Source organism: Mycolicibacterium brisbanense, assembly GCF_001570425.1.
Classification (GTDB): Bacteria; Actinomycetota; Actinomycetes; order Mycobacteriales; family Mycobacteriaceae; genus Mycobacterium; species Mycobacterium brisbanense.
The window spans coordinates 141,865-164,661 of the sequence record NZ_BCSX01000044.1 but is presented as its reverse complement, the minus strand read 5'-3'; the positions used below and the strand labels follow the sequence as shown (position 1 = coordinate 164,661).

Below are 22,797 nucleotides of genomic sequence, written 5' to 3'. Positions count from 1 at the left end.
TCACCGGCCGAAGACGGCCCGTTCCAGCCGACGGTGCCGCACCCGCAGCACCGCGAGCAGCATCCGCAGCCCGATGCTCGCATGCTGCGTGAACTCGGTCCGCTCGTCGTCGGTCATCACCGCGAGCGAGCGGGGCCCGTCGAACGACATCCGCGCGCCGTCGCGGGCCGCGGCCTGCACCGCCGTCCAGTCCGCAACCGAGACGTGCTCGCTGATCAGCGGAAACACTTCCATCTCTTCGTCGTTGATGTGGTCGGTCAGCAGTGTCGAGAGCTCGGCGAGCTCGATGGCCATCAGGCCGGCCACCCGGCGGTCGCCCATCGACAACCGGAACGCCGCGGCCCGGGCGCGCAGTTGGTCCAGCCGCGGGTCCAGTGCGGCGTGGTCGTCGGTCAGCTCGCCGAGATCCAGGTGGCTGCCCACGCTGGCCTGGATGATCGGCCACAGCACGGTGTCCTCGGTGCTGTGATGGTGATGGATCGAATCGCACAGCATCTCCACGTAGCGGGAGATGGCGCGGGCCCGGCCGGGCGTGCAGATCACGTCGCGGTCGCGGACCGCCAGGGCCAGTTCGGTCAGCCGGGTCAGGTCAGCCAGCATCGCGCGGTGGGCCAGGGTGATACCGAGCAGATCCGGTGCGGGGTCGCCCGCGCGACGGGGTTCGACGGTGACGGTGGTGGGCACGGCAGTACTCCTCGGACGGGGTGCATTATCGGGGTACAGCCTGCTGCCTGCCACTTAAGCACGACTTGTCACCGGCTTGTCGCGGCCACAGTAGGGTTGCAGCCATGATCGATATCGACCTTGCCGAGCTGCGGAATTGGTTTGGGTTCGGCGTGGCGGGTAACTTCGCAGGCCATCTCGAGCAGGCGGGCGAGGCCGGTGATTTCGTCAAGGTCGTCACCGAAGGCTATGCGCCCAAAGGCATTTTCCCGTGGTATGCGCCAGGGCGTGACGATTTCCTCGGCGAGTTCCCGCTGTCCAACGACGCCATCGTGCTGCCCGATGCGAGCGAAGGCTCCGGGTTCGACGGGCCGTTGAACCTGCAGATCGAACCCGAGGTCGGGGTCGCCTGCCGGGTGGTGTGGAACGGCGACACCGTGGTGCGGTTGGAGCCGTTCGCGCTCGGGGCGTTCAACGACTGCTCGATCCGGCGGCCCGGTGCTCCCAAGATCAGCTACAAGAAGAACTGGGGTCCGGCGTCGAAAGGCGTTGCGCCGCAGTTCTTCGACATCAGCGACCTGACTCCCGACGGTCCGACGGCCACCATGCGGTTGGTCTGCTATCTGCGCGACGGGAACGGTGAGCAGCACGCCTATGGCGTCGACTCCCCGTTGGTCGGCTACTCGTACTACGGCGAGGTGCTGCTCGACTGGATCGTCGAGCGACTGGCCAACCAGAAGGGCTCGGCGGACACGCCGTTGGAGGATGTCGGCGCGCTGATGGTGGCCAGCGGCCATCCCCGCAACGTGCTGATCGGCATCGGCGCCACCCGCTACACGCCGCTGGGCGAGTCGACGTTCCTCAAGCCGGGCGACGAGGCCATCGTGCGGGTGTACGACACCGTGACCGACGCGGCATCCGAACTGCGACAGGTGGTTTCGGACAGCTGAGCCCCGGTTGTCACGGGGTGTGCAGCACCTCGTCGAGCATCTGGGTGAACTTCTCCGGATCGGCCGGGGTGAAAGCCGGCCGCCAGTAGGATCGCTCGATCTCGAGTGTCACCAGGGTCGACCGCAGGGGACGCCCGACATCCAGCGGTAGCCACCGGCGCAGATCCGAACTGCCCCATAGCCGGAAGCGGTGCAGCATGTTCAGTGACTCGGCCTTGTAGGTCCGGATGTCGCGCAGCGGGATGACCTTGGCGGTGCCCGACGGAAAGTGATAGCGCCGCAACGTGATCGCCTCACGGTCCAGCTGGATCAGACCGTCGTCGTAGTACTGGTGCGGTGCACTCACAATTCGGCGCCCGGCGTCTTCTGGTCCTCGCGTGCGCACCTCAGCTCGTGTCCTTTGGTGGTCAGACACTTGCCGTTCTGCAGGTTCCATTGCCAGCCGTGCAGGTTGCAGGTGAGGGTGTTGCCTTCCACCACACCGAATTTCGACAGGTCCGCCTTGAGGTGCGGGCAGCGCCGCTGTATCTCCCAGCCGTCGAGTGTGATGGTGGCGGTGTCGTCGTGCGCCTCGGCGAACCAGCCGTCGGCGTAGGCGATGCGCTCGTCGGTCAGGCATTTGAAGAACGTGTACAGGTACTCGTTGTAGCCGCCGACGCGCCAGGCCCGGAAGCGGGTGGACAGGAAGATGGTGTTGACCCAGTCCGGCTCGTTGTCGCGCAGCACCGTCCGGACCAACTCAGGGGCGATCTCGAACCCGTAGCGGAACTTCTCGTCGGCAATCGGTTCGCGCACAGTGCGTTTCGGGAAGTCCAGCACCACAGTTTCGGGGCCGAGCCGCAGTTCGACCGGATAGCCGATGCCGTCGCAGATCTGGTCCGACTGCAGCATGATCGGTTCGAACACCGCGCGCAGCGGGTCCAGCAGCGGTTCTCCGGCCGCAGGCGCCCAGCCGGCCTTCTCGGCGGCCAGCACGGGGGCCATCCGCTGGGCGTAGTCCTCGATGTAGGCCGCCTTGCCAGTGGTGAACACGGCTTCGGGGTCTTCGATCGGATGACTGAGCCCGGTCAGCTCGGAGCCGGTGAAATCGGCGACGGAGCCGGGCACCATGAGCAGGCCGCGGTCGTGGCCGTGGCGGCGCATCTGATCGAGGAACACCACCTGGTCGGGGAAGATGTTCGCCGGGTCGCCGTGGTCGTCGTTGAGGTCACGCAACTCCGGGTCCAGGAAGCAGGGCGGACCGGCCGACGGGATCACCCATGTGGCCCCGACCTGCGCGATGTACTGGCGGCAGCGGTCCATCTGGCGCTGGCGCTTCTGGATGCCGAAGGCCTCCTTGGCGCGCTCGGGCATGTCGTAGACCATCGGGTACCAGATGGCCCCGGAGTACTGCAGCATGTGCACGTCGATCTGGCCGAAGTCGGCGTGCAGCACATCCAGGTCGACGGGCCGTGCGTCGTTCATGTTGAACGCGGTCGTGACGCCGTCGGACACCACCAGCCCGGAGTCGCCGATGGGGCCGTCCGCCGGGGCCCGCAACGCGATGATCATGACGTCGAGGTCGCCCTTGGGGCCGCTGACGGTGTGCTTGACCGAATCTGTGGTCTCGAAGAAGGTGTGGAAGCCCAGCTTCTCCAGCTCGCGGCGCAGGTCCGGCACCGGATAGTCCGGCAGCAGCACCACGGCGTCCTTGTTGACGTGGCGGCGCAGGTTCTCCGGGTCGAAGTGGTCCTTGTGCAGGTGGGAGACGTAGAGGTAGTCCACGTCGCCCAGTGCCGCCCAGTCCAGCCGGCTGTTGTCCGGGAACGGGAACCACGACGCGAAGTACGCCGGGTTGACCCACGGATCGCACAAGATGCTGCCGGCCCTGGTATCGATGCGGAAGCCGGCATGTCCGACGCTTGTGACCTGCACGAATAGCCTTTCGATTCAGAACATGGAGCGCCAGCCAGCCTAGCCGGAATCCGGCGACGCGCCGAAGCGCTGCTGGCCAGGGGTGTCAGTACGAGTCGACGGCCACGCACTCGGCCAGTCCTATGCCCAGGTGCGCGGCCAGCCCGGCGAAGAACGCGTCGCGGTCGATGACGGCATCGGGCGGATACACGCCGGGCCGCGTCGCGAGGCCGGTGGCGATCTGTGCGGCACCCAGGGCGAGCGGGACCCCGGTCGCTTCGGCCATGCCGGGTGGGAACCCGGCGGGTGTCAGCCGGGCCAGCACTCGGTGGCGTTGTCCGCCGCGGGTACCGGTGAGCGCGGCGAAGAACGGCGGCAGCGCGCCGGGGGAATCGAAGCGGTGGGTACGGCCGGCCGATCGCAGCGCGGTCCAGCCACCGGGGGTGGCCAGCCGCCGGGCGGCGGTATCGACGTCGATGCGGCCGCGGTCGATGTCGGTGCGCAGCACGTCGAGGTAGGCGGCGGTGCCGCGGCGTAGGACCATGGCGGTGACGACGTCGCCGCTGGGCCGTAGGGTGCGGTGCAGCGTGACGGGTTCTGGATGTCCCACGGTGTAGGCAGTGCCGGTCCGCCCGCCGGGCAGACGGAGCGGGACGGGCCGCAGCGGCGGTTCATGGGTGACGTGGCCGCTGCGCACCACCGCGACCGTGCCGCTGAGCTGTTGCATCCAGTGCACGACGGCTGCCGACGGTTGTCCGTCGGCCCGCGACAGCTCGGCGTCCGCATCGGTCAGCACGCCTGCCCCGGGTGGATCCACCGGCCAGGCCGTGCAGATGTCGTGCACGGTGTCGAGTTCCTCGGCGCCAAGCGCCGCAAGCAGATTCGACACTCCGGGGCTCGCGCCCATGCCGATGATCGCGGTCACCCCGGCCGCGCGGGCGGCTGTATCGAGGTCGAGCAGGCTCAGCGTCGGCTCCCAGTCGTCGCAGATGTCGACGTAGTGCGTGCGTGTGTCGATCGCCGCCCGCAGCACGGACGGGCCGAACCGGTAGTACGGACCGACGGTGTTCATCACCAGGTCGGCGTCGGCGAGCAGGGCATGCAAAGCTGCCGCGTCGGTCACGTCGACGGGCTGCGCGTGCACGCCGAGGCCATGGGCCAGCTCCGCGGCAGCGGCGTGGTCCCGGTCGGCGACGACGATATCTTGGAAGACGCTGAGCGCGAAGGCTTTTCGAACGGCAGCGGCTCCCATTGCACCCGCGCCGCCGAGCGCCACCAGCTTCATGGCCTGCCCTCGAGGGTGTCGCGGTAGCGCGTGAAGAGGGCGGGCGTGGTGTCGTCGGCCAACGCGCTCAGCCGTGCCCAGCACTGCGCGAACGCGGCTCGCGCTGTCGCGCCGATCCATGGTCGCGGCAGTAGTTCCGGCGCAAGCAGGGGGTCGGGCTCCATGGCCCGGGTGAACTCGGTCGCCAATTCGATGCCGATGCGCAGACGTTCGGTGCCGGGCGGATCGTCGCGCAGTGCCGCGGCGCAGGTGCGGGTGAGTTCCAGCAGGCGGTGGTGCCGGGCCGCGATATCGTCAAGCGGCCAGAGTCGCGCTGCGATCTGCTGTGGCGCGGTGTGCTCACCGACGGTGAGATCCGTCGTGGTCAGTTGCGAAACATACTGGGCCACATCGAGTTCGGCCACGAGAGTGGCGACGTGGGGCTCCCACGGGTTGGTCGATGCGTACAGACCGCCCTGGATCGGGGCACCGCCGAGTCGCACGATGCCGTCGCGCATCGCGTCGCGGGCCGGGCGCAGGGATTCCGGGATCGCGAAGGCCACCAGGTGCCAGCGCCCATCCCACGGCGCGTGTCCACCGTCCTGCTCGTAGGCGTATCGGACGAACTCCACGTCTGGGTCGAGGGTTTTGCGCAACGCGGCGCTCGCCCGCAGCAGTGCCCGCCTGCCGCGGCCCTCTTGCGTGAATTGCCCCTCGGTCACGGCGCGTCGGATGCACAGCCGGACCTGCTGGTCGGTCATGCCGAGTGCGGTGCCGACGGCGTACAGATCGCCGGTGTCGATCGTGGCGTCGGCGCGCACCATGCTCTCGAGCAGCACGCGGGTCGATATTTCGTTCATAACGTATACGATCGTAACATGAATGAACGATTGCGGCGGTTGGCGCGGATCGGACTGGCGGTGCTTCTCGTCGTCACCGGGATGGCGGGCTGGATCGTGTGCCAGAACGAATACGCGCTGCGCGAGCGTCAGGTGACCATCACCGGCGGTGCGCAACCGCTACAAGGTGTGCTGGCTCTGCCGAAGCGTGGCCACGGCCCGTTCGGACTCGTCGTGTTCGTGCACGGAGACGGCCCGCTCGACGCGATCCACCAGACCTTCTACCGGCCGATCTGGGAGGCTTTGGCGCAGGCCGGGTATGCCTCACTGGCGTGGGACAAACCGGGAGTCAACGGCGCGCCGGGCAACTGGCTGGCGCAGAGCATGGCCGACCGGGCCCGCGAGACCTCCGACGCCATCGCGTGGGCACGGCAGCTGCCCGACATCGACCCGGACCGCGTCGGGCTGTGGGGCGCGAGCCAAGCCGGGTGGGTGATGCCCAAGGTGGCAGCCCAGGACCCGCGGCTGCGCTTCATGATCGCGGTGTCCCCCGCGATCAACTGGTTGCAGCAAGGTCGTTACAACCTGCTGGCCGAGTTGGCCGCCGCGCACGCAACTCCTGTCGAGGTCGACGCGGCACTGGGCCGCCGGGAACGCAATCTGGAGCTGCTGCGCCGCGGCGCGGGCTATGCCGAGGCGCTCGCCGCCGGGGCGGCCGACGGGATGTCGGCCGAGCGGTGGGGTTTCGCCGAACGCAACTTCACCTCCGATGCATCGGCCGATCTCGCACGGGTACGCATCCCGGTCCTGCTCATGCTGGGCGGCCGGGACGTCAATGTCGACGTCGCCGATACCGAGGCGGGGTATCGCTCGCATCTGCCGGCGCCCGCCCTGCTGCAGATCGCGCGGTATCCCGACGCCACCCATTCGCTGGTGCCTGCCTGGATCGAGAACAGCGGCGTCCTGAGCACTCTCGTGGCGGTGTTCGCTCCGCGTCGGCTGTACACCCCGGGCGCCCTGACTACGCAGCGGGACTTCGTCGCCAGGGCCGGCGGGTGACCGCATACGCGTCCGGCGGGGCTGCGCACTACGCTTGCGGCTGTGGAACCGGTGTACGGGACTGTCATCCAGCTCGCCCGGCTGGCGTGGCGGCTACAGGGGCTGAAGTTCACTGTGACCGGGGTGGAGAACCTGCCCGTCACCGGCGGAGCGGTGGTGGCCATCAACCACACCAGCTACTTCGACTTCACCTTCGCCGGTCTGCCTGCGTACAAGCAGAAGCGGGGCCGCAAGGTGCGGTTCATGGCCAAAAAAGAGGTGTTCGACAACAAGATCACCGGTCCGATCATGCGCAGCCTGCGCCATATCGAGGTCGACCGGGACAACGGCGCATCGTCCTACGATGCGGCTGTCGAGTACCTCAAGGCCGGTGAGCTGGTCGGGGTGTACCCCGAGGCGACCATCAGCCGCAGTTTCGAGATCAAGGGGTTCAAGTCCGGCGCGGCGCGGATGGCGATCCAGGCCGGCGTGCCGATCGTCCCGCACATCGTCTGGGGCGCCCAGCGAATCTGGACCAAGGGACACCCCAAGAAGCTCTACCGGCCCAAGGTGCCCATCTCGATCGCCGTCGGCGAACCGATCCAGCCGACGCTGCCTGCCGCCGAGCTGACGGCGCTGCTGCATTCCCGCATGCAGCACCTGCTGGAGCAGGTGCAGGACGCGTATGGCCCGTACCCTCCCGGCGAGTTCTGGGTGCCGCATCGTCTCGGCGGCGGCGCGCCGTCGCTGGCCGAAGCCAACCGGATGGATGCCGAGGAGGCCGCGGAGAAGGCGGCCCGGCGGCGGGCGTTGGGGGAGCAGACGGGGCCCGCCGAGCCGACTGGTGCGTCGGGGTAGGTCCGTATGGAACCCGTTTTCCGAAGTTTGGAAATCGCAGGCAAGCTGGCGGTTCGGGCTACCGGAACCAGGATCACCTTCCGCGGCGTGGAAAATCTGCCGGCGACGGGCGGCGCCGTTGTCGCGATCAACCACACCAGCTATGTGGACTTCCTGCCCGCCGCTCTGGCCGCGACCGAGCGGGGCCGTCGCATGCGCTTCATGATCAAAGCCGAGATGCAACAGGTGAAGCCGGTCGATTTCCTGATCAGGCACACCGGGACGATTCCCGTGGACCGCGAGGCCGGGGCGGGGGCCTATGCCCTCGCGGTGCAGTCGTTGCGCCACGGCGAGCTGGTCGGTGTGTACCCCGAGGCCACCATCAGCCGCAGCTTCGAGCTCAAGGAATTCAAGACCGGAGCGGTGCGGATGGCCTTGGAGGCCGACGTCCCGATCGTGCCGCTGATCGTATGGGGCGTGCACCGGATCTGGACAAAGGACCATCCGAAAACATTGGGGCGCAAGAAGTTTCCCGTTACCGTCGAGGTGGGGCAGCCGCTCGCGCCGACCGGTACGGTCGAACAACTGGACGCGCGGCTGCGCACCGCGATGACAGATCTGCTGGACCGGGTGCAGCGCGAGTACCCGGCGCCTGCGGGACAGTACTGGGTGCCGCGCCGGCTGGGCGGGTCGGCGCCGACGCCGGAAGAGGCCAAGCGCCTCGACGAGGCCGAGTTGGCCGAGCGCGCGCGTAAGCGGGCGGGTAAAGCGACAGGAAAAAATATTTGATGGCGATCGATCCGAGACCGCGGCTGATCGCCACGGACGTCGACGGAACGCTGCTCGACGAGGACGAGAAGGTGACCCCGCGTACGCGGGCAGCCGTGCAGGCCGCCGTCGCGGACGGCGCGGTATTCGTACTGGCGACGGGCCGGCCGCCACGCTGGATCACACCCGTGGTCGAGGGCCTTGGATTGGCGCCGCTGGCGGTGTGCGCCAACGGCGCGGTGATCTACGACCCGGCCACCGATCGGATCGTCTCGGCGAACACGCTGCTGCCCGATGCCCTCGCTGAACTGGCCGAGATTGCGGGCCGGGTGATCCCGGGCGCCGGCCTGGCGGTCGAGCGCGTCGGCGTCTCGGCACACGATGCGGCCACCCCGCAATTCGTCAGCTCGCCCGGTTACGAGCATGCGTGGCTCAATCCCGACAACACCGAGGTGTCGGTCGAGGATCTCTTGTCCCAGCCCGCCGTCAAGCTGCTGGTGCGCAAGGCCGGGGCGCGCAGCTCCGACATGGCTGCCGCCCTCGTCGAGCATGTAGGCCTGCTCGGCGACATCACCTACTCGACCAACAACGGTCTGATCGAGGTGGTGCCGGTGGGCATCAGCAAGGCCACCGGGGTTGAGCAGGTGGCAGGCCCGCTCGGGCTCGCTGCCATCGACGTCATCGCGTTCGGCGACATGCCCAACGACGTGCCGATGCTGAGCTGGGCCGGGCGCGGTGTGGCCATGGGCAACGCTCATCCCGACGCTGTGGCGGCCGCCGACGAGGTGACCGTCACCAATGCCGACGACGGGGTGGCGCGGGTGCTCGAGCGCTGGTGGGGCTAGCGGACGCGAGGAGCAAAACAGGGCTAGCGGGTAGTTGAATCCCGCTATGTGATCGGGGTGAACCGCTCCAGCTGAACCGGCTGCTGGTCGGCCGGCGGCGGTGGTAGTTCCTGCGGGACCCCGTCGACGACGCGGGTCACGGTGCCCTTCTCGCGGTCGAAGTTGAGCGTGCCGTGCTGGAAGTTCTGCCCGATCCACAGCGGTTCGGGGATCTCGCCGCTGGTCGGCAGCCCGAGGATGCCGCGTTCGAAGCCGAGTGAGCCCCAGGCTTCGTAGATGGCGCCGGTGACCGGCTGGGCACCGGTCTCCGGTGACCAGTAGATCGCGCCTCGCTCGAAGGTGGCGTAACGGGCGGACCCTTCCGCCGCGGTCTCGGGCGACGTCGGGTTGCCCAGGAGGCCGCCGGACGCGCCGAGGGATTCCCAGCGTGCGTAGATGGCACCGCCGCGCATCTGTTCGGCCAGGTCCGCCGGGCCAGGGGGCTGGTTGAAGCGGGCGGCGATATCGCGGAGACGGTCCATTTCGGCGTAGGCGGCGTTGCCGGGGCATTCGGTGTTACCGACGTCGCGGTGGGTGAAGATCGTCGGCAATGTGGGGGTCGCGCCGAGCGGGAAGTGGGTAAACGAGCCGCCTGCGGAGGTGAGTACCACGCTGCCCTTGGGGTCGACGTGATCGAGGCCCAGGCGCCAGCCCAGCAGCCGTCCGACCGTGTTCAGCTGGATCTCGGTGGGCGGTACATCGTTGAAGTCGCCGATCATCGCCACACCCCAGGTGTCGCGGTTGAACCCGCCGGTGTGCGAGCCCTCGACCGCCCGGTTGATGCCGCCGGCCCGGCCTTCGAACACCTGGCCGTACTTGTCGACCAGCGCGTTGTAGGCGATGTCGCACCAGCCGAGCGTGCGCGCGTGGTACTCGTAGATCGACCGGACTATACCGGCTGAGTCTTCCGGTGCGTAGTCGTTGCTGCCTGCCGTGTGATGCACGACAGCGGCACGAACGTTCCTGTCGTACACCGGGTTTCCGCATCGCATCGACTCGTCGGCGCCCCACTGGGCGCGCGTGATGACGTTGGGCGGCACTCCTGGCGGGGTGGCGGCGGTGGGCAGTGGTCCGGTGTCCACAGGGGCTTTCGGGGGCGCGATGAGGACCGCGGTGACGGTTTTGGGGAGAGGCTGTTCGACGGACGCGGGCCGGTAGCCGAGGCCGGGCTTCTGCGGTCCCGGAGCCGGCGGCGTGGCGGCGTGGGTGACGGCGATCTGCACGGTGGTGGTGCGGCCGACGAACACCGGTTCGGTGCCGCGTGGTCCCGGGCCGCCTTCCTTGCCGACGCCGTCGAGATTCTCCGTCTGGTACCACGGTCCCCAGGAGCCGTCGGCTTTTTGCGCCCGTACCTTGGCCGAGGTGCCGCTGAGGTCCTGTGCGGTCAGCGCGACCATCGAAAACGGGGTGTCCTGGTGGACCTCTCGCACGCTGTCACCGCTGTTCAGATTGTCGAGCGATTGCTGAGTGAGTAACGGTGCAGCGTCGACAGGATCGGTGCGGTTGCTGCCGGGCACGCCGTCGATGGCCCACGGGAGGATGACGACCGTTGCCGCGAGCGCAGTGAAGAGTAGTGGCGGCGCGGTACGGCGGGACAGCACGGACTGATGTTACGTATGGGTCTGTTGTTACTAATGGTTCGACACGCGATTCTCAGCGTGCACGCAACGGCACCGCAGAGCCTCCACTGGCTTCTGCGGTGCCGTTTCGTTACAAGCGTTTCGGTCAGGGTGTGGGCAGCGGCGGAGCCGGCGGCGCCGGAACCGGAGGCGCGGCCGCCGGGATGCCCTGTTTCATCGCCGAGGTGATGGCCGGCATCACCATGCCCTTGAGCAGATCGATCGCCTGGCCGGCGCCGAGCTGCTGGGCCGCGCTGGACAGGTCACCGAAGAGACCGCCGCCGCCACTGCTGGCGGCAGGCATCGCGCTCAGCGACGGGTCGGTTCCCAGCGGGCCACCCAGGATCGGGTAGGTGCCACCCAGGCCGGGGTCTCCGGCGATCGGCACCTCACCCGGGGCGGGCAGGGCTCCGCCGTTGGAGATCGGCATCAGCGACGGATCGGTGCCCAGGCCGGGTGTGGTGAGGCCCGGGGTGGTGGGAGCGCCGAGGCTCGGCGTGGTCAACCCACCGGGCACGGCGCCGGCCGGGTTGGTCAGCCCACCGGGCAGAGCGCCTGCCGGATTGGTCAGCCCACCGGGCAGAGCGCCCGCCGGGTTGGTCAGAGCCGGGTTGCTCAGGGCGGGGTTGCTCAGCGCGGGATCGGTCAGTGCGCCAGGCGCGGTCAGGCTCGGCGTCGCCCCCGGTGTGGCACCGGGCAGGCCGGCGCCACCGGGTGCCGTCAGGCCGGGGCTGGCCAGGCCGGGGCTCGTCAAACCCGGATTGGTCAACCCGGGGCTGGTCAGGCCGGGGGAGGTGAGGCCCGGGCTGGTCAGCCCTGGCGCGCCCAGGCCAGGCGAGGTCAGCGTCGGCGAGGCGAGCGACGGCGACGCTCCGGTGCCGCCGAGCAACCCGCCCGGCAGGTTGATGCCGAACTGGGAGAGCCCCTGCGACAGCGCGGACATCAGCTCGGTGGGCAGGTCGGTGACCATCGCGGCCTGGGTGAATTCGCGCTGCTGAGGCTCGGGGGAAAGCTGGGTGACCGCAACCAATGCTGCTGGACTTGCGACTGCCACTGCAGCGACTGCACGCATGGCTGTCGAGAGCTTGCGTCGACGTCGGTTCGGCACGGAAGTCTCCTCAAATTGGACTGCATATCTGTACTGCTCAGGTCTGTCAGCAGCCAACGGACGAAACGTGCGAAGCCCATGAGTGCCAACGTGATCGATGGTACGTATGTGACTAATGGGATTAGAGTGACGATATTGAATTGTGAGCGAATTGCGACCTACGCCCGCTGTCGAATTCGGGCTGTAGCGGGCCGGTCGGATACCCTGGCTGCCGATGACGTCCTTATCTCCCCGGGTCGGCGCGGTCCAGCCCACAGGTCATTTCGACCTCTTTGTCGTTGGTTCCGGTTTCTTCGGCCTGACGATCGCCGAGCGCGTGGCGACGCAGCTCGACAAGCGCGTACTTGTCATCGAGCGACGTCCGCACATCGGCGGTAACGCCTATTCCGAACCTGAACCACAAACCGGCATCGAAGTCCACAAATACGGTGCCCACCTGTTCCACACCTCCAACCAGCGGGTGTGGGACTACGTCCGGAACTTCACCGACTTCACCGGCTACCAGCACCGGGTCTTCGCCCTGCACAACGGGCAGGCCTATCAGTTCCCGATGGGCCTGGGTCTGGTGTCCCAGTTCTTCGGCCGGTACTTCACCCCGGACGAGGCCAGGGCGCTGATCGCCGAACAGGCCGCCGAGATCGACACCAAGGACGCCCAGAACCTCGAGGAAAAGGCCATCTCGCTGATCGGCCGCCCGCTCTACGAGGCGTTCGTCAAGCACTACACCGCCAAGCAGTGGCAGACCGACCCCAAGGAACTGCCCGCGGCCAACATCACCCGGCTTCCGGTGCGGTACACGTTCGACAACCGGTACTTCAACGACACCTACGAGGGGCTGCCGGTCGACGGCTACACCGCGTGGCTGGAGAAGATGGCCGCCGACGAGCGCATCCAGGTGGTGCTCGACACCGACTGGTTCGACGTGCGCGATGATCTGCGGGCCGCGAACCCGGATGCGCCGGTGGTCTACACCGGGCCGCTGGATCGCTACTTCGACTATTCCGAAGGCCGGTTGGGTTGGCGCACACTCGATTTCGAGGTGGACGTGCTGGACACCGGCGACTTCCAGGGCACCGCCGTGATGAATTACAACGACGCCGACGTGCCATACACCCGCATCCACGAGTTCCGGCACTTCCACCCCGAGCGGGAGTACCCGGCCGACAAGACCGTGATCATGCGTGAGTACTCCCGGTTCGCCGAGAACGACGACGAGCCGTACTACCCGATCAACACCGAAGCCGACCGTGCCCTGCTGGCCACCTACCGCGCCCGCGCCAAGGCCGAAACAGCCTCGGCCAAGGTGCTTTTCGGCGGCCGGCTGGGCACCTACCAGTACCTGGACATGCACATGGCCATCGCGAGCGCGCTGAACATGTACGACAACACGCTGGCACCGCACCTGGTTGACGGTGCGCCGCTCGTCACCGAACCCGAGAAGGAAAGCAGCAAAGCATGAGTGACATCCCATCCGGCGCACTCGACGCCGGAGAATCCAGGGCCGTCAGTCTGCTGGCCCGCGTGATCCTGCCGCGACCGGGCGAGCCGCTCGACGTCCGCAAGCTCTACCTCGACGAGGATCCGACCAACGCGCGTCGCGCACACGCCCCCACCCGCACGACGCTGGAGATCGGCCCGGAATCCGGGATCTCGTTCGCGACCTACTTCAACGCGTTTCCGGCCAGCTATTGGCGGCGCTGGTCGACGCTGACGTCCGTGGTGCTGCGCGTCGAGCTGACCGGTAGCGCCCGCGTCGACGTGTACCGTTCCAAGGCCACCGGCGCGCGCATCACCGTCGGCGGAGCACCCGTCTCCAGCGGCGACTCCGACCAGCCTGCCGCAGTCGAATTCGAGATCGACCTCACCCCGTTCGAGGACGGCGGCTGGATCTGGTTCGACATCACCACCGACTCCAAGGTGACGGTGCACAGCGCCGGCTGGTACGCGCCGATGGCCGCGCCGGGGCGGGCCAACATCGCCGTCGGCATCCCGACCTTCAACCGGCCCGCGGACTGCGTCAACGCCCTGGCCGCCCTCACGTCCGATCCGCTCGTCGACGAGGTGATCTGCGCGGTCATCGTGTCCGATCAGGGCACCAGCAAGGCCAAGGACCATCCCGGGTTCGACGAAGCCGCCGCGGCACTGGGCAACCGGCTCTCGATCCACAACCAGCCGAACCTCGGCGGCTCCGGCGGGTACAGCCGCGTGATGTACGAGGCGCTGAAGAACACCGACTGTGAACAGATCCTGTTCATGGACGACGACATCCGCATCGAGCCGGATTCGATCCTGCGGGCACTCGCGATGAACCGGTTCGCCAAGGAGCCGACACTGGTCGGCGGCCAGATGCTCAACCTGCAGGAGCCGTCGCACCTGCACATCATGGGCGAGGTGGTGGACCGCTCGAATTTCATGTGGTCGGCCGCGCCCAACGCCGAATACGACCACGATTTCGCGAAGTACGCCCTCGACGATGTCGACGCCTACCGCAGCAAGCTGCTGCACCGCCGCATCGACGTCGACTTCAACGGCTGGTGGATGTGCATGATCCCGCGGCAGGTGGCCGAAGAGGTCGGCCAGCCGGTGCCGTTGTTCATCAAGTGGGACGACGTCGAATACGGCCTGCGGGCCGCCGAGCACGGCTACCGCACGGTCACCCTGCCGGGTGCGGCGATCTGGCACATGGCCTGGAGCGACAAGGACGACGCCATCGACTGGCAGGCGTACTTCCACCTGCGCAACCGGTTGGTGATCGCCGCGATGCACTGGGACGGCGACATCCGGGGCCTGCTCGCCAGCCACCTCAAGGCGACCTTCAAACACCTTCTCTGCCTTGAGTATTCGACGGTCGCCATCCAGAACCGGGCCATGGAGGATTTCCTGGCCGGGCCGGAGCACATCTTCTCGATCCTGGAGTCGGCGCTGCCCGACGTCCGCAAGATGCGCGCGCAGTACCCGGACGCCGTCGTGCTGCCCGGTGCCACCGCGCTGCCGCCTGCGTCGGATCTCAAGCGCAAGAAGGTCCGCATCCCGGTCTCCAAAGCCGCCATCGCTTTCCGCCTGGCCCGCGGCGTCGCCAACCAGCTGCGCGAGGCTGATCCCGAAACCCACGTCCGGCCCCAGATCAACGTGGCGACCCAGGACGCCCGGTGGTTCTCGCTGTGCATGGTCGACGGTGTCACCGTCACCACCGCCGACGGCCGCGGTGTCGTCTACCGCCAGCGGGACCGGGCGAAAATGTTTGCGCTGCTTCGTGCTTCGCTGCGTCAGCAGCTGCGGATCGCCCGCCAGTTCGACCGCATGCGCAAGGTGTACCGCGATGCGTTGCCGACCCTGTCGAGCACCCAGAAGTGGGAGACCGTGTTGCTCGCCGAATCCGGCGAGAAGGCCTGACGTGGCCGACCCGCGCGGCGAAGACGCCGTGCTGGTAGCCGTTCAGTCGGCACTGGCAGGACGTCCCGGCGTACTCGCCGGGGCGCGTGCGCTGTCCCACTTCGGAGAGCACAGTCTGGGCTGGGTCGGCCTGGCCGCGGCGGGCGCGCTCGTGCAGCCGTCCAAGCGCCGGTCCTGGCTCGCGGTGGGCGCCGGTGCCTTCCTGGCACACGCCGCCGCGGTGGTGATCAAGCGGGTGGTCCGTCGCGAACGTCCACACCACCCCGACATCGCGGTGAACGTGGGGACCCCGAGCCGGCTGAGTTTCCCGTCCGCGCACGCCACCTCCACCACCGCCGCCGCGGTGCTGCTGGCCCAGACCACCGGTCTGCCGCTGCCCGTGGTCCTGGTACCGCCGATGGCGCTGTCGCGCCTGGTGCTCGGTGTGCACTACCCGACCGACGTGCTCACCGGCGTGGCCGTCGGTGCCCTGGTGGGGAAGGCGGTCGGTACAGCGGTGAACCGGGATTCTGGGGTCGAAGGAGACTGATGAGCGATGAGCACAGCCCGGATGAGTGAGGAAGCCCAGCCGACTTCCGGCCCGCCCAAGAACGTGGTGACCGGTGCCATCAAGGCGATGCGCCCCCGCCAGTGGGTCAAGAACCTGCTGGTGCTGGCCGCGCCGATGGCTGCGCTGGGCGGCGGCGTGCACTACAACTACGCCGACCTCGCCTACAACGTCTCGATCGCGTTCGTGGTGTTCTGCCTCGCGTCGTCGTCGATCTACCTGATCAACGACGCCCGTGACGTCGAGGCGGACCGCGCGCACCCGACCAAACGGTTCCGGCCGATCGCGGCAGGTGTGGTGCCGGAGTGGCTGGCCTATCTGCTGGCAGTGGTGCTGGCCGCGGCGTCGTTGGGCATCTCGTGGTCGCTCACCCCGAACCTGGCCCTGGTGATGGCGATCTACGTGGCCATCCAGCTCGCGTACTGCTTCGGCCTCAAACATCAAGCGGTGCTGGACATCTGCATCGTGTCGTCGGGATTCCTGATCCGGGCCATCGCCGGTGGTGTGGCCACCGGCATCCCGCTGTCGCAGTGGTTCCTGCTCGTCATGGCGTTCGGTTCGCTGTTCATGGCATCGGGCAAGCGCTACGCCGAACTGCAGCTGGCCGAGCGCACCGGCGCCAAGATCCGCAAGTCGCTGGAGAGCTACACGACGACCTATCTGCGCTTCGTCTGGACGCTGGCGGCCACCGCAGTGGTGGTCTGCTACGGACTGTGGGCCTTCGAGCGCGACCGGGTGGTCGGCTCGTCGTGGTTCGCCATATCGATGATCCCGTTCACCATCGCCATCCTGCGCTACGCGGTCGACGTCGATGGCGGCATCGCCGGCGAGCCAGAGGAGATCGCACTGCGGGACCGGGTTCTGCAGCTGCTGGCTGTGGCGTGGATCGGGACCATCGGTGCTGCCATCGCTTTCAGCTGACCCCACCAACGCCCGCCGGTGGCCCGGCGTGACCGACCTGCGTAAGCGGGCCGGCGGACTGGGCGAGCGGTTCGAGAACTGGCCGGCATTCCCGTATCACCTGTCGGTGCGGATCAGCCTGTGGGTTGGCATCGTGGTGATCGCCGGGCTGTTCGGCTGGGGCGCCTGGCAACGCCGGTGGATCGCCGACGACGGCCTGATCGTGCTGCGGACCGTGCGAAACCTGTTGGCGGGCAACGGTCCGGTCTTCAACGCCGGGGAACGGGTGGAGGCCAACACCTCGACGGCGTGGACCTACCTGGTGACCCTCGGCGCCTGGATCGGTGGCCCGCTGCGGCTGGAGTACGTGGTGCTGGCGCTGGCTCTGGTGCTCAGCGTGCTCGGCGTGGTGTTCGTCATGCTGGGCACCGGCCGTCTCTACGCGCCCAGCCTGCGGGGCCGTCGCGCGCTGCTGCTGCCGGCCGGTGCGCTGGTCTACATCGCGATCCCGCCGGCCCGCGACTTCGCCACCTCGGGGCTCGAAAGTGGTTTGGCGCTGGCGTATCTCGGGTTGCTGTGGTGGATGATGGTCTGCTGGTCGCAGGCGCTGCGCGCACATCCCGATCAGCAGCGCGGCCAACAGAACATCACCGGCCCGGTGTTCGAGGCCTCGCTGGCCTTCGTCGCAGGGCTGAGCGTGCTGATCCGCCCGGAGCTGGCCCTGCTCGGCGGCGGGCTGCTGGTCATGATGCTCGTGGCCGCGCGGGGGTGGCGCCGCCGGACGTTGATCCTCGTCGCGGGTGGATTGCTGCCCGTGGGCTACCAGATCTTCCGGATGGGTTACTACGGCCTGCTGGTGCCCGGAACCGCGGTGGCCAAGGACGCCTCGGGGTCCAAATGGGCCCAGGGCTTCATCTACCTGACCAATTTCAACCGCCCCTACCTGCTGTGGGTGCCCGCAGTGTTGCTGGTGCTGCTCGGAATGGTGTTGCTGGCCACCAGGACTCGGCCGTGGTGGGTCCGGCGGCAGGTGCCGCGTGGTTACGGCTGGCTGCCGCGGACCATCCAAAGTCCGCCTGCCATCGTCATTTTCATGGTGGCCAGCGGGTTCCTGCAGGCGGTGTACTGGGTGCGCCAGGGCGGCGACTTCATGCACGGCCGGGTGCTGCTGGCGCCGGTGTTCTGCATGCTTGCCCCCGTCGCGGTGATCCCGGTGGTGCTGCCCGACGGCACCAAGTTCACCCGGGAGACCGGATATCTGCTGGCCGCGGCGACGAGCGTGCTGTGGGCCGCGGTGGTCGGATGGTCGATCTGGGCGGCCAACTCGCCGGGCCTGGGCGCCGACGCGACCCGGGTCACCTACTCCGGCATCGTCGACGAGCGGCGCTTCTACTCGCAGGCCACCGGCCACGCGCATCCACTGACCGCTGCCGACTATCTGGACTACCCGCGCATGCGGGCGGTCCTGACCGCGATCAACAACACGCCCGACGGTGCGCTGCTGCTCCCGTCCGGCAACTACGACCAGTGGGATGTGGTGCCCGCCCTCCCGCCGCCGCCCGGGCTGACACCGTCGCAGCGCAGGGCGCTGGTAACACCGCACACGGTGTTTTTCACCAACCTCGGCATGGTCAGCATGAACACCGGGCTCAACGTGCGCGTGATCGATCAGATCGGGCTGGCGAACCCGTTGGCCATGCACACGCGGCGCCTGACCGACGGCCGCATCGGCCACGACAAGAACCTGTTCCCGGACTGGGCGGTGGCCGAGGGGCCGTTCCTCAAGGAACACCCCTACGTCCCGCCGTATCTGGACGAGGACTGGATCACCGAAGCCGGGGTGGCGATGACATGTCCGGGCACCGACGCGATGCTGAATTCTGTGCGCGGTGAGATGGGTCCGCGACGGTTCCTGTCGAACCTCACGCACGCCTACGAGTTCACCAAGTACCGGATCGACCGCGTGCCGTTGTACGAGATCAACCGGTGTGGCCTGCAACCGCCGCCGACCAAGGTGCCCCCGTACACGGGCATGCCCGCAACCGGTCCGTAGTTTGCGCGCGGCGGTGTGGGGGCGCTAGACCACAAACCTGGGATTTGGCTGTCAGTGGGTTGGTCTGTTTGGGTAACGCTAGGCCGTCATGGCCCGATACGTAATCGGGCACCCGTGCGTCCGCTTGCGGCGTGCCCGATGATCTGCCCTGATCGCACTTTGGTCGCACTTTGGACGACCGAGTGTGACCAGGGCAGACAGCTGCTGAAAAGAAGAAAATGGCCTTCGTGTGGTTGACTACACGGGCACGTGAGCCGGTTACGTCCGCTGAATTGACGTGCGGCATACGACAGATGAGATAGGGAGCGGTATGAAGTTCGTTGGGAAGATGCGCGGCGCAGCGGCAGGTCTGTCGCGCCGGCTGACGGTTGCGGTCGCGGCAGCGGCCCTGCTGCCTGGCCTGGTAGGCGTCGCGGGTGGCTCGGCGACTGCTGGGGCTTTCTCTCGCCCGGGTCTGCCGGTCGAGTATCTCGACGTTCCGTCGGCAGCGATGGGACGTGACATCCGCGTGGAGTTCCAGAGCGGTGGCCCGGGTGCTCCGGCGCTGTACCTGCTCGACGGTATGCGCGCACGTGACGACCAGAACGGCTGGGACATCGAGCTCCCGACGTTCGAGTGGTTCCTGAACTCCGGTATCTCCGTCGTGATGCCCGTCGGTGGCCAGTCCAGCTTCTACACCGACTGGTACAAGCCGGCGTGTGGCAGCAAGGACGGCGGCTGCAAGACCTACAAGTGGGAAACCTTCCTGAGCAGCGAGCTCCCCGCGTGGCTGCAGGCCAACCGGCAGGTCAAGCCGACCGGTAGCGCCATCGTCGGTCTGTCGATGGCCGGTTCGTCCGCTCTGATCCTGTCGATGAACCACCCCGAGCAGTTCATCTACGCCGGGGCGCTGTCGGGCACCTTGAACCCGTCCGAGGGTTGGTGGCCCATGCTGATCAGCGTCTCCATGGGTGACGCCGGTGGCTACAAGGCCGACGACATGTGGGGTTCGACGGGCGATCCGAACAACGCCTGGAAGGCCAACGACCCGACGGTCAACGTCGCCAAGATCGCTCAGCAGGGCACGCGCCTGTGGATCTACTGCGGTAACGGCAAGCCGAACGAGTCCGGTGGCACCGACGTTCCCGCGAAGTTCCTCGAGGGCTTCCTGTGCCGCACCAACACCACGTTCCAGGAGAAGTACCTCGCCGCTGGTGGCCAGAACGCGGTGTTCAACTTCCCGCAGAGCGGTACCCACGCGTGGGTCTACTGGGGCCAGCAGCTGCAGGCCATGAAGCCTGACCTGCAGCGCGTGCTGGGTGCCACCCCGACCGCCTGATCGGGCGGGCCGGTAGCGGCCGAACACGATATTGACGCTGACGGCGGCGATCCTCTGGGGTCGCCGCCGTCAGTCGTTTCCATCTCCACCTGTACGTCCGATGTGGTTCACTACAACGGGCCTTGTGCTCCTCGCGTGCGCGGTGGTCTGTGTGCTCCTCGCGCGGGAGCCGGGCTGTGTGTGCGGGGGCACCTTTCAGCAATGGGGTCCGATGGCTCTCCGGGAGTTCCCGGCGACAGGAGGGGTTTGAGGATGAGGCGTGGGTTGATTGCCGTGCGGGCGGTGCTGCTGACCGCGGTTCTCGCGGCCGGGCTGTGGACCTCGTCGGTCCTCACGGGAGCCCCGGCGCGAGCCGACGGCGTCGAGTACCTGATGGTGCCCTCGGCGGCGATGGGCCGCGACATCCCCGTGGCGTTCCAGGGCGGTGGGCCGCACGCGGTGTTCCTCCTCGACGCCTTCAATGCCGCTCCCGACGTCAGCAATTGGGTCAACGCCGGGCACGCCATGAGCACGCTGGCGGGCCGTGGTATCTCGGTCGCCGCTCCGGCGGGCGGCGCGTGGAGCCTCTACACCAACTGGGAGCAGGACGGCAGCAAGCAGTGGGAGACCTTCCTCTCCGATGAGCTGCCGAACTGGCTGGCCGCCAACAAGGGCCTGGCCCCGGGCGGGCACGGCATCGTCGGTGTCTCGCAGGGCGGAACAGCAGCAGTGACGCTCGCCGCATTTCACCCGGACCGTTTCCGGTTCGCGGGTTCGCTGTCAGGCTTCCTGACGCCGTCGGCCACCACGCTGAACGGTGCGATCACCGCCGGGCTTGCGCAGTACGGCGGCGTCGACAGCTACGGAATGTGGGGCGCGCCGCAGCTGGGCCGCTGGAAGTGGCGCGATCCCGACGTGCACGTGCAACTGCTCGCCGACGCCAACACCCGGCTGTGGGTGTACACCCCCAACACCATGACGTGCAGTGATCCGGCCGCCATGATCGGTGTCTGTGACCAGGCCCAGGGCAGTAACCGGGCGTTCTACTCGCACTACCGCGGCGTGGGCGGCAGCAACGGGCATTTCGACTTCCAGGGTGGCGGACAGCACGACTGGGGCAGCTGGGCGCCGCAACTGGCCCAGATGTCTGGTGAATTGGTGGCCACCATCAAGTAGCTGCGACCAATTCGGTTGCACCGGGGCAACTTTTGGCAGCCGGTACCGTGGAGTCGTGCAACGCTCGGTACGGTCGGCCACCCTGGTTCTCGCGGTGTCCGCTTCGTCGTTGCTGACCGCGTGTGGCGCGGGCAGCGACATGATGGAACCGCTGGCGTTGCCGACATCGCAGATCAACGACGCACACGCCCAGTCGGGTGACCTCGTTTCGGTACCGACCGCCCCGGCCGTCACCGCCCAGCAGCGGTCGTACCTCGACGCGTTGGCCGCTGCTGGCGTGAAGCCGTCGAGCGATCTTCAAGCCCTGACCATCGGGTCCTACGTCTGTCAGGCGCGGGCTGCGAAGCAGAATGATCAGGCGGTGTGGGATCTTGTGCTACCTCTGGTGCGCAGCGATGTGCGCGCCGACCACGTGGTGGACGGCAGCGCGTCAGTCGGGGACCAAGACAACGGTGAAGTCGCCGCAGCGGCCTCCGATTACATCCGCATCGCAACCGAACAACTCTGCTAGCAGGAGACATGGCGAAAAACTCTCGACGGAAGCGGCATCGCATCCTGGCCCTCATCGCTGCCGGTGCGATGGCACTTGTCGTGGTGCTGGTGGTGGCGATCGTGGTGATCGTGATGCGCAGGCCGGAGACGCCGTCGGCCCCGCCCAGCGCCCAGCCGTCCCCTGGCGTGCAGGTGCCGCCGACGACGCGTAAGCCGCGCCCGGCGTTCCAGAGCGCCGACTGCCCGGACGTCTTCGTGCTGTCGATCCCCGGCACCTGGGAGTCCTCGGTGCAGTTGGACCCGGCCAACCCGGTGCAGTTCCCGCTGGCGTTGCTGCTCAACGTGACCAACCCGCTGCGCGCGCAGTTCGACAACTCGCGGATGGAGATCTACACGGTTCCCTACACCGCGCAGTTCCACAATCCGTTCGCCGCGGACAAGCAGATGTCCTACAACGACAGCCGGGCCGAAGGCACCCGCGTCGCGGTGAAGGCGCTGACGGACATGAACAACCGGTGCCCGCTGACCAGCTACGTGATCATGGGCTTCTCGCAGGGCGCGGTGATCGGCGGCGACATCGCCAGCGACATCGGTAACGGCCGCGGCCCCGTGGACGAGGACCTGGTGCTCGGGGTGACCCTGATCGCCGATGGGCGCCGTCAGATGGGCGTCGGCCAGGACGTGGGTCCGAACCCCGTCGGCCAGGGCGCCGAGGTGACCTTGCACGAGGTGCCGACGCTGTCGGCCCTGGGTCTGACGATGACGGGAGCTCGCCCGGGTGGGTTCGGCGCCCTCAACGACCGCACCAACGAGATCTGTGGCACCGGTGACCTGATCTGTTCGGCCCCGCAGGAGGCGTTCTCGATCGTCAACCTGCCCGCCACGCTGGAAACCCTGTCGGGTAGCGCCGCCGGCCCGGTCCACGCGCTCTACAACACTCCGCAGTTCTGGGTTCTCAATGGTCAGACGGCCACTCAGTGGACGCTGTCGTGGGCGCAGAACCTCATCGAAAACGCGCCTCACCCTGCACACGGATAACACTTCGGCCACGAGCGCGCCGGATTTGGTTGGGGCCG

General features: G+C 67.8%; 21 protein-coding genes. 14 read left to right on the top strand and 7 right to left on the bottom strand.

The window, feature by feature from the left end:
* On the bottom strand, nucleotides 1-684 hold the full coding sequence (locus RMCB_RS25085) for a hemerythrin domain-containing protein (protein ID WP_062830917.1): 684 nt from the start codon (nucleotides 682-684) through the stop codon (nucleotides 1-3).
* Nucleotides 685-788: 104 nt separating this feature from the next.
* Here RMCB_RS25085 and RMCB_RS25080 point away from each other — a divergent pair, with 104 nt between their 5' ends.
* Complete coding sequence (locus tag RMCB_RS25080; protein ID WP_029370816.1) at nucleotides 789-1,613, top strand: DUF5718 family protein; 825 nt, start codon at nucleotides 789-791, stop codon at nucleotides 1,611-1,613.
* A gap of 10 nt (nucleotides 1,614-1,623) precedes the next feature.
* Here RMCB_RS25080 and RMCB_RS25075 read toward each other — a convergent pair whose 3' ends face one another.
* From RMCB_RS25075 to RMCB_RS25060, 4 genes are all read right to left on the bottom strand, one after another.
* Nucleotides 1,624-1,959: a PH domain-containing protein gene (locus RMCB_RS25075; RefSeq protein ID WP_029370817.1), complete on the bottom strand. Its 336-nt coding sequence runs from the start codon at nucleotides 1,957-1,959 to the stop codon at nucleotides 1,624-1,626.
* A complete protein-coding gene (locus RMCB_RS25070) occupies nucleotides 1,956-3,527 on the bottom strand; it encodes an MBL fold metallo-hydrolase (RefSeq protein WP_062830916.1) in 1,572 nt (523 codons plus the stop codon). The genes RMCB_RS25075 and RMCB_RS25070 overlap by 4 nt, the downstream gene beginning before the upstream one ends.
* 85 nt (nucleotides 3,528-3,612) lie before the next feature.
* Complete coding sequence (locus RMCB_RS25065; RefSeq protein ID WP_062830915.1) at nucleotides 3,613-4,791, bottom strand: saccharopine dehydrogenase family protein; 1,179 nt, start codon at nucleotides 4,789-4,791, stop codon at nucleotides 3,613-3,615.
* A complete protein-coding gene (locus tag RMCB_RS25060; RefSeq protein WP_062830914.1) occupies nucleotides 4,788-5,630 on the bottom strand; it encodes a PaaX family transcriptional regulator C-terminal domain-containing protein in 843 nt (280 codons plus the stop codon). The genes RMCB_RS25065 and RMCB_RS25060 overlap by 4 nt, the downstream gene beginning before the upstream one ends.
* An 18-nt stretch (nucleotides 5,631-5,648) precedes the next feature.
* On the opposite strand from RMCB_RS25060, the gene RMCB_RS25055 reads away from it, so the two are divergent.
* Genes RMCB_RS25055 through RMCB_RS25040 form a run of 4 tightly spaced genes read left to right on the top strand, consistent with a single transcriptional unit; the run spans nucleotide 5,649 to nucleotide 9,097 of the window.
* A complete protein-coding gene (locus tag RMCB_RS25055; RefSeq protein ID WP_062830913.1) occupies nucleotides 5,649-6,668 on the top strand; it encodes an alpha/beta hydrolase family protein in 1,020 nt (339 codons plus the stop codon).
* A gap of 42 nt (nucleotides 6,669-6,710) precedes the next feature.
* Nucleotides 6,711-7,505, top strand: a complete 795-nt coding sequence (locus RMCB_RS25050) for a lysophospholipid acyltransferase family protein (protein WP_029370822.1) — start codon at nucleotides 6,711-6,713, stop codon at nucleotides 7,503-7,505.
* Between the two features lie 6 nt (nucleotides 7,506-7,511).
* Nucleotides 7,512-8,273 (top strand): lysophospholipid acyltransferase family protein, encoded by a 762-nt coding sequence (locus RMCB_RS25045; RefSeq protein ID WP_029370823.1) that lies wholly within the window; start codon nucleotides 7,512-7,514, stop codon nucleotides 8,271-8,273.
* A complete protein-coding gene (locus RMCB_RS25040) occupies nucleotides 8,273-9,097 on the top strand; it encodes a Cof-type HAD-IIB family hydrolase (protein ID WP_062830912.1) in 825 nt (274 codons plus the stop codon). Before RMCB_RS25045 ends, RMCB_RS25040 begins: the two co-directional genes overlap by 1 nt.
* Nucleotides 9,098-9,141: 44 nt before the next feature.
* Here RMCB_RS25040 and RMCB_RS25035 read toward each other — a convergent pair whose 3' ends face one another.
* Together RMCB_RS25035 and RMCB_RS25030 are read right to left on the bottom strand one after the other, a co-directional pair.
* Nucleotides 9,142-10,737, bottom strand: coding sequence for an N-acetylmuramoyl-L-alanine amidase (locus RMCB_RS25035; protein WP_062830911.1), 1,596 nt, complete (start codon nucleotides 10,735-10,737; stop codon nucleotides 9,142-9,144).
* Nucleotides 10,738-10,861: 124 nt separating this feature from the next.
* Entirely contained in the window at nucleotides 10,862-11,863 is a 1,002-nt protein-coding gene (locus tag RMCB_RS25030) for a hypothetical protein (RefSeq protein WP_062830910.1), read from the bottom strand.
* A 214-nt stretch (nucleotides 11,864-12,077) separates the two neighbouring features.
* Between RMCB_RS25030 and glf the strand changes: the two genes are divergently transcribed.
* The 9 genes from glf to culp6 all read left to right on the top strand — a co-directional run bounded on the left by glf (nucleotide 12,078) and on the right by culp6 (nucleotide 22,759).
* Entirely contained in the window at nucleotides 12,078-13,322 is a 1,245-nt protein-coding gene (gene glf / locus RMCB_RS25025) for a UDP-galactopyranose mutase (RefSeq protein ID WP_029370827.1), read from the top strand.
* Nucleotides 13,319-15,256, top strand: coding sequence for a glycosyltransferase (locus RMCB_RS25020; protein WP_062830909.1), 1,938 nt, complete (start codon nucleotides 13,319-13,321; stop codon nucleotides 15,254-15,256). The genes glf and RMCB_RS25020 overlap by 4 nt, the downstream gene beginning before the upstream one ends.
* Nucleotide 15,257: 1 nt before the next feature.
* Nucleotides 15,258-15,785, top strand: a complete 528-nt coding sequence (locus tag RMCB_RS25015; protein ID WP_029370829.1) for a phosphatase PAP2 family protein — start codon at nucleotides 15,258-15,260, stop codon at nucleotides 15,783-15,785.
* A gap of 21 nt (nucleotides 15,786-15,806) precedes the next feature.
* Complete coding sequence (locus RMCB_RS25010; protein WP_029370830.1) at nucleotides 15,807-16,724, top strand: decaprenyl-phosphate phosphoribosyltransferase; 918 nt, start codon at nucleotides 15,807-15,809, stop codon at nucleotides 16,722-16,724.
* Between the two features lie 28 nt (nucleotides 16,725-16,752).
* Nucleotides 16,753-18,756: a terminal beta-(1->2)-arabinofuranosyltransferase gene (zomB, locus tag RMCB_RS25005; protein ID WP_305802503.1), complete on the top strand. Its 2,004-nt coding sequence runs from the start codon at nucleotides 16,753-16,755 to the stop codon at nucleotides 18,754-18,756.
* Between the two features lie 310 nt (nucleotides 18,757-19,066).
* The gene (locus RMCB_RS25000; protein WP_029370832.1) at nucleotides 19,067-20,074 is read left to right on the top strand and encodes an esterase family protein; all 1,008 of its coding nucleotides are present in this window, start codon (nucleotides 19,067-19,069) and stop codon (nucleotides 20,072-20,074) included.
* A 252-nt stretch (nucleotides 20,075-20,326) separates the two neighbouring features.
* Nucleotides 20,327-21,229 (top strand): alpha/beta hydrolase-fold protein, encoded by a 903-nt coding sequence (locus tag RMCB_RS24995; protein ID WP_062830908.1) that lies wholly within the window; start codon nucleotides 20,327-20,329, stop codon nucleotides 21,227-21,229.
* Nucleotides 21,230-21,284: 55 nt separating this feature from the next.
* Nucleotides 21,285-21,740, top strand: coding sequence for a hypothetical protein (locus RMCB_RS24990; RefSeq protein ID WP_029370834.1), 456 nt, complete (start codon nucleotides 21,285-21,287; stop codon nucleotides 21,738-21,740).
* 8 nt (nucleotides 21,741-21,748) lie between these two features.
* On the top strand, nucleotides 21,749-22,759 hold the full coding sequence (gene culp6 / locus RMCB_RS24985; RefSeq protein WP_062830907.1) for a carboxylesterase Culp6: 1,011 nt from the start codon (nucleotides 21,749-21,751) through the stop codon (nucleotides 22,757-22,759).
* Nucleotides 22,760-22,797 lie beyond the last annotated feature (38 nt).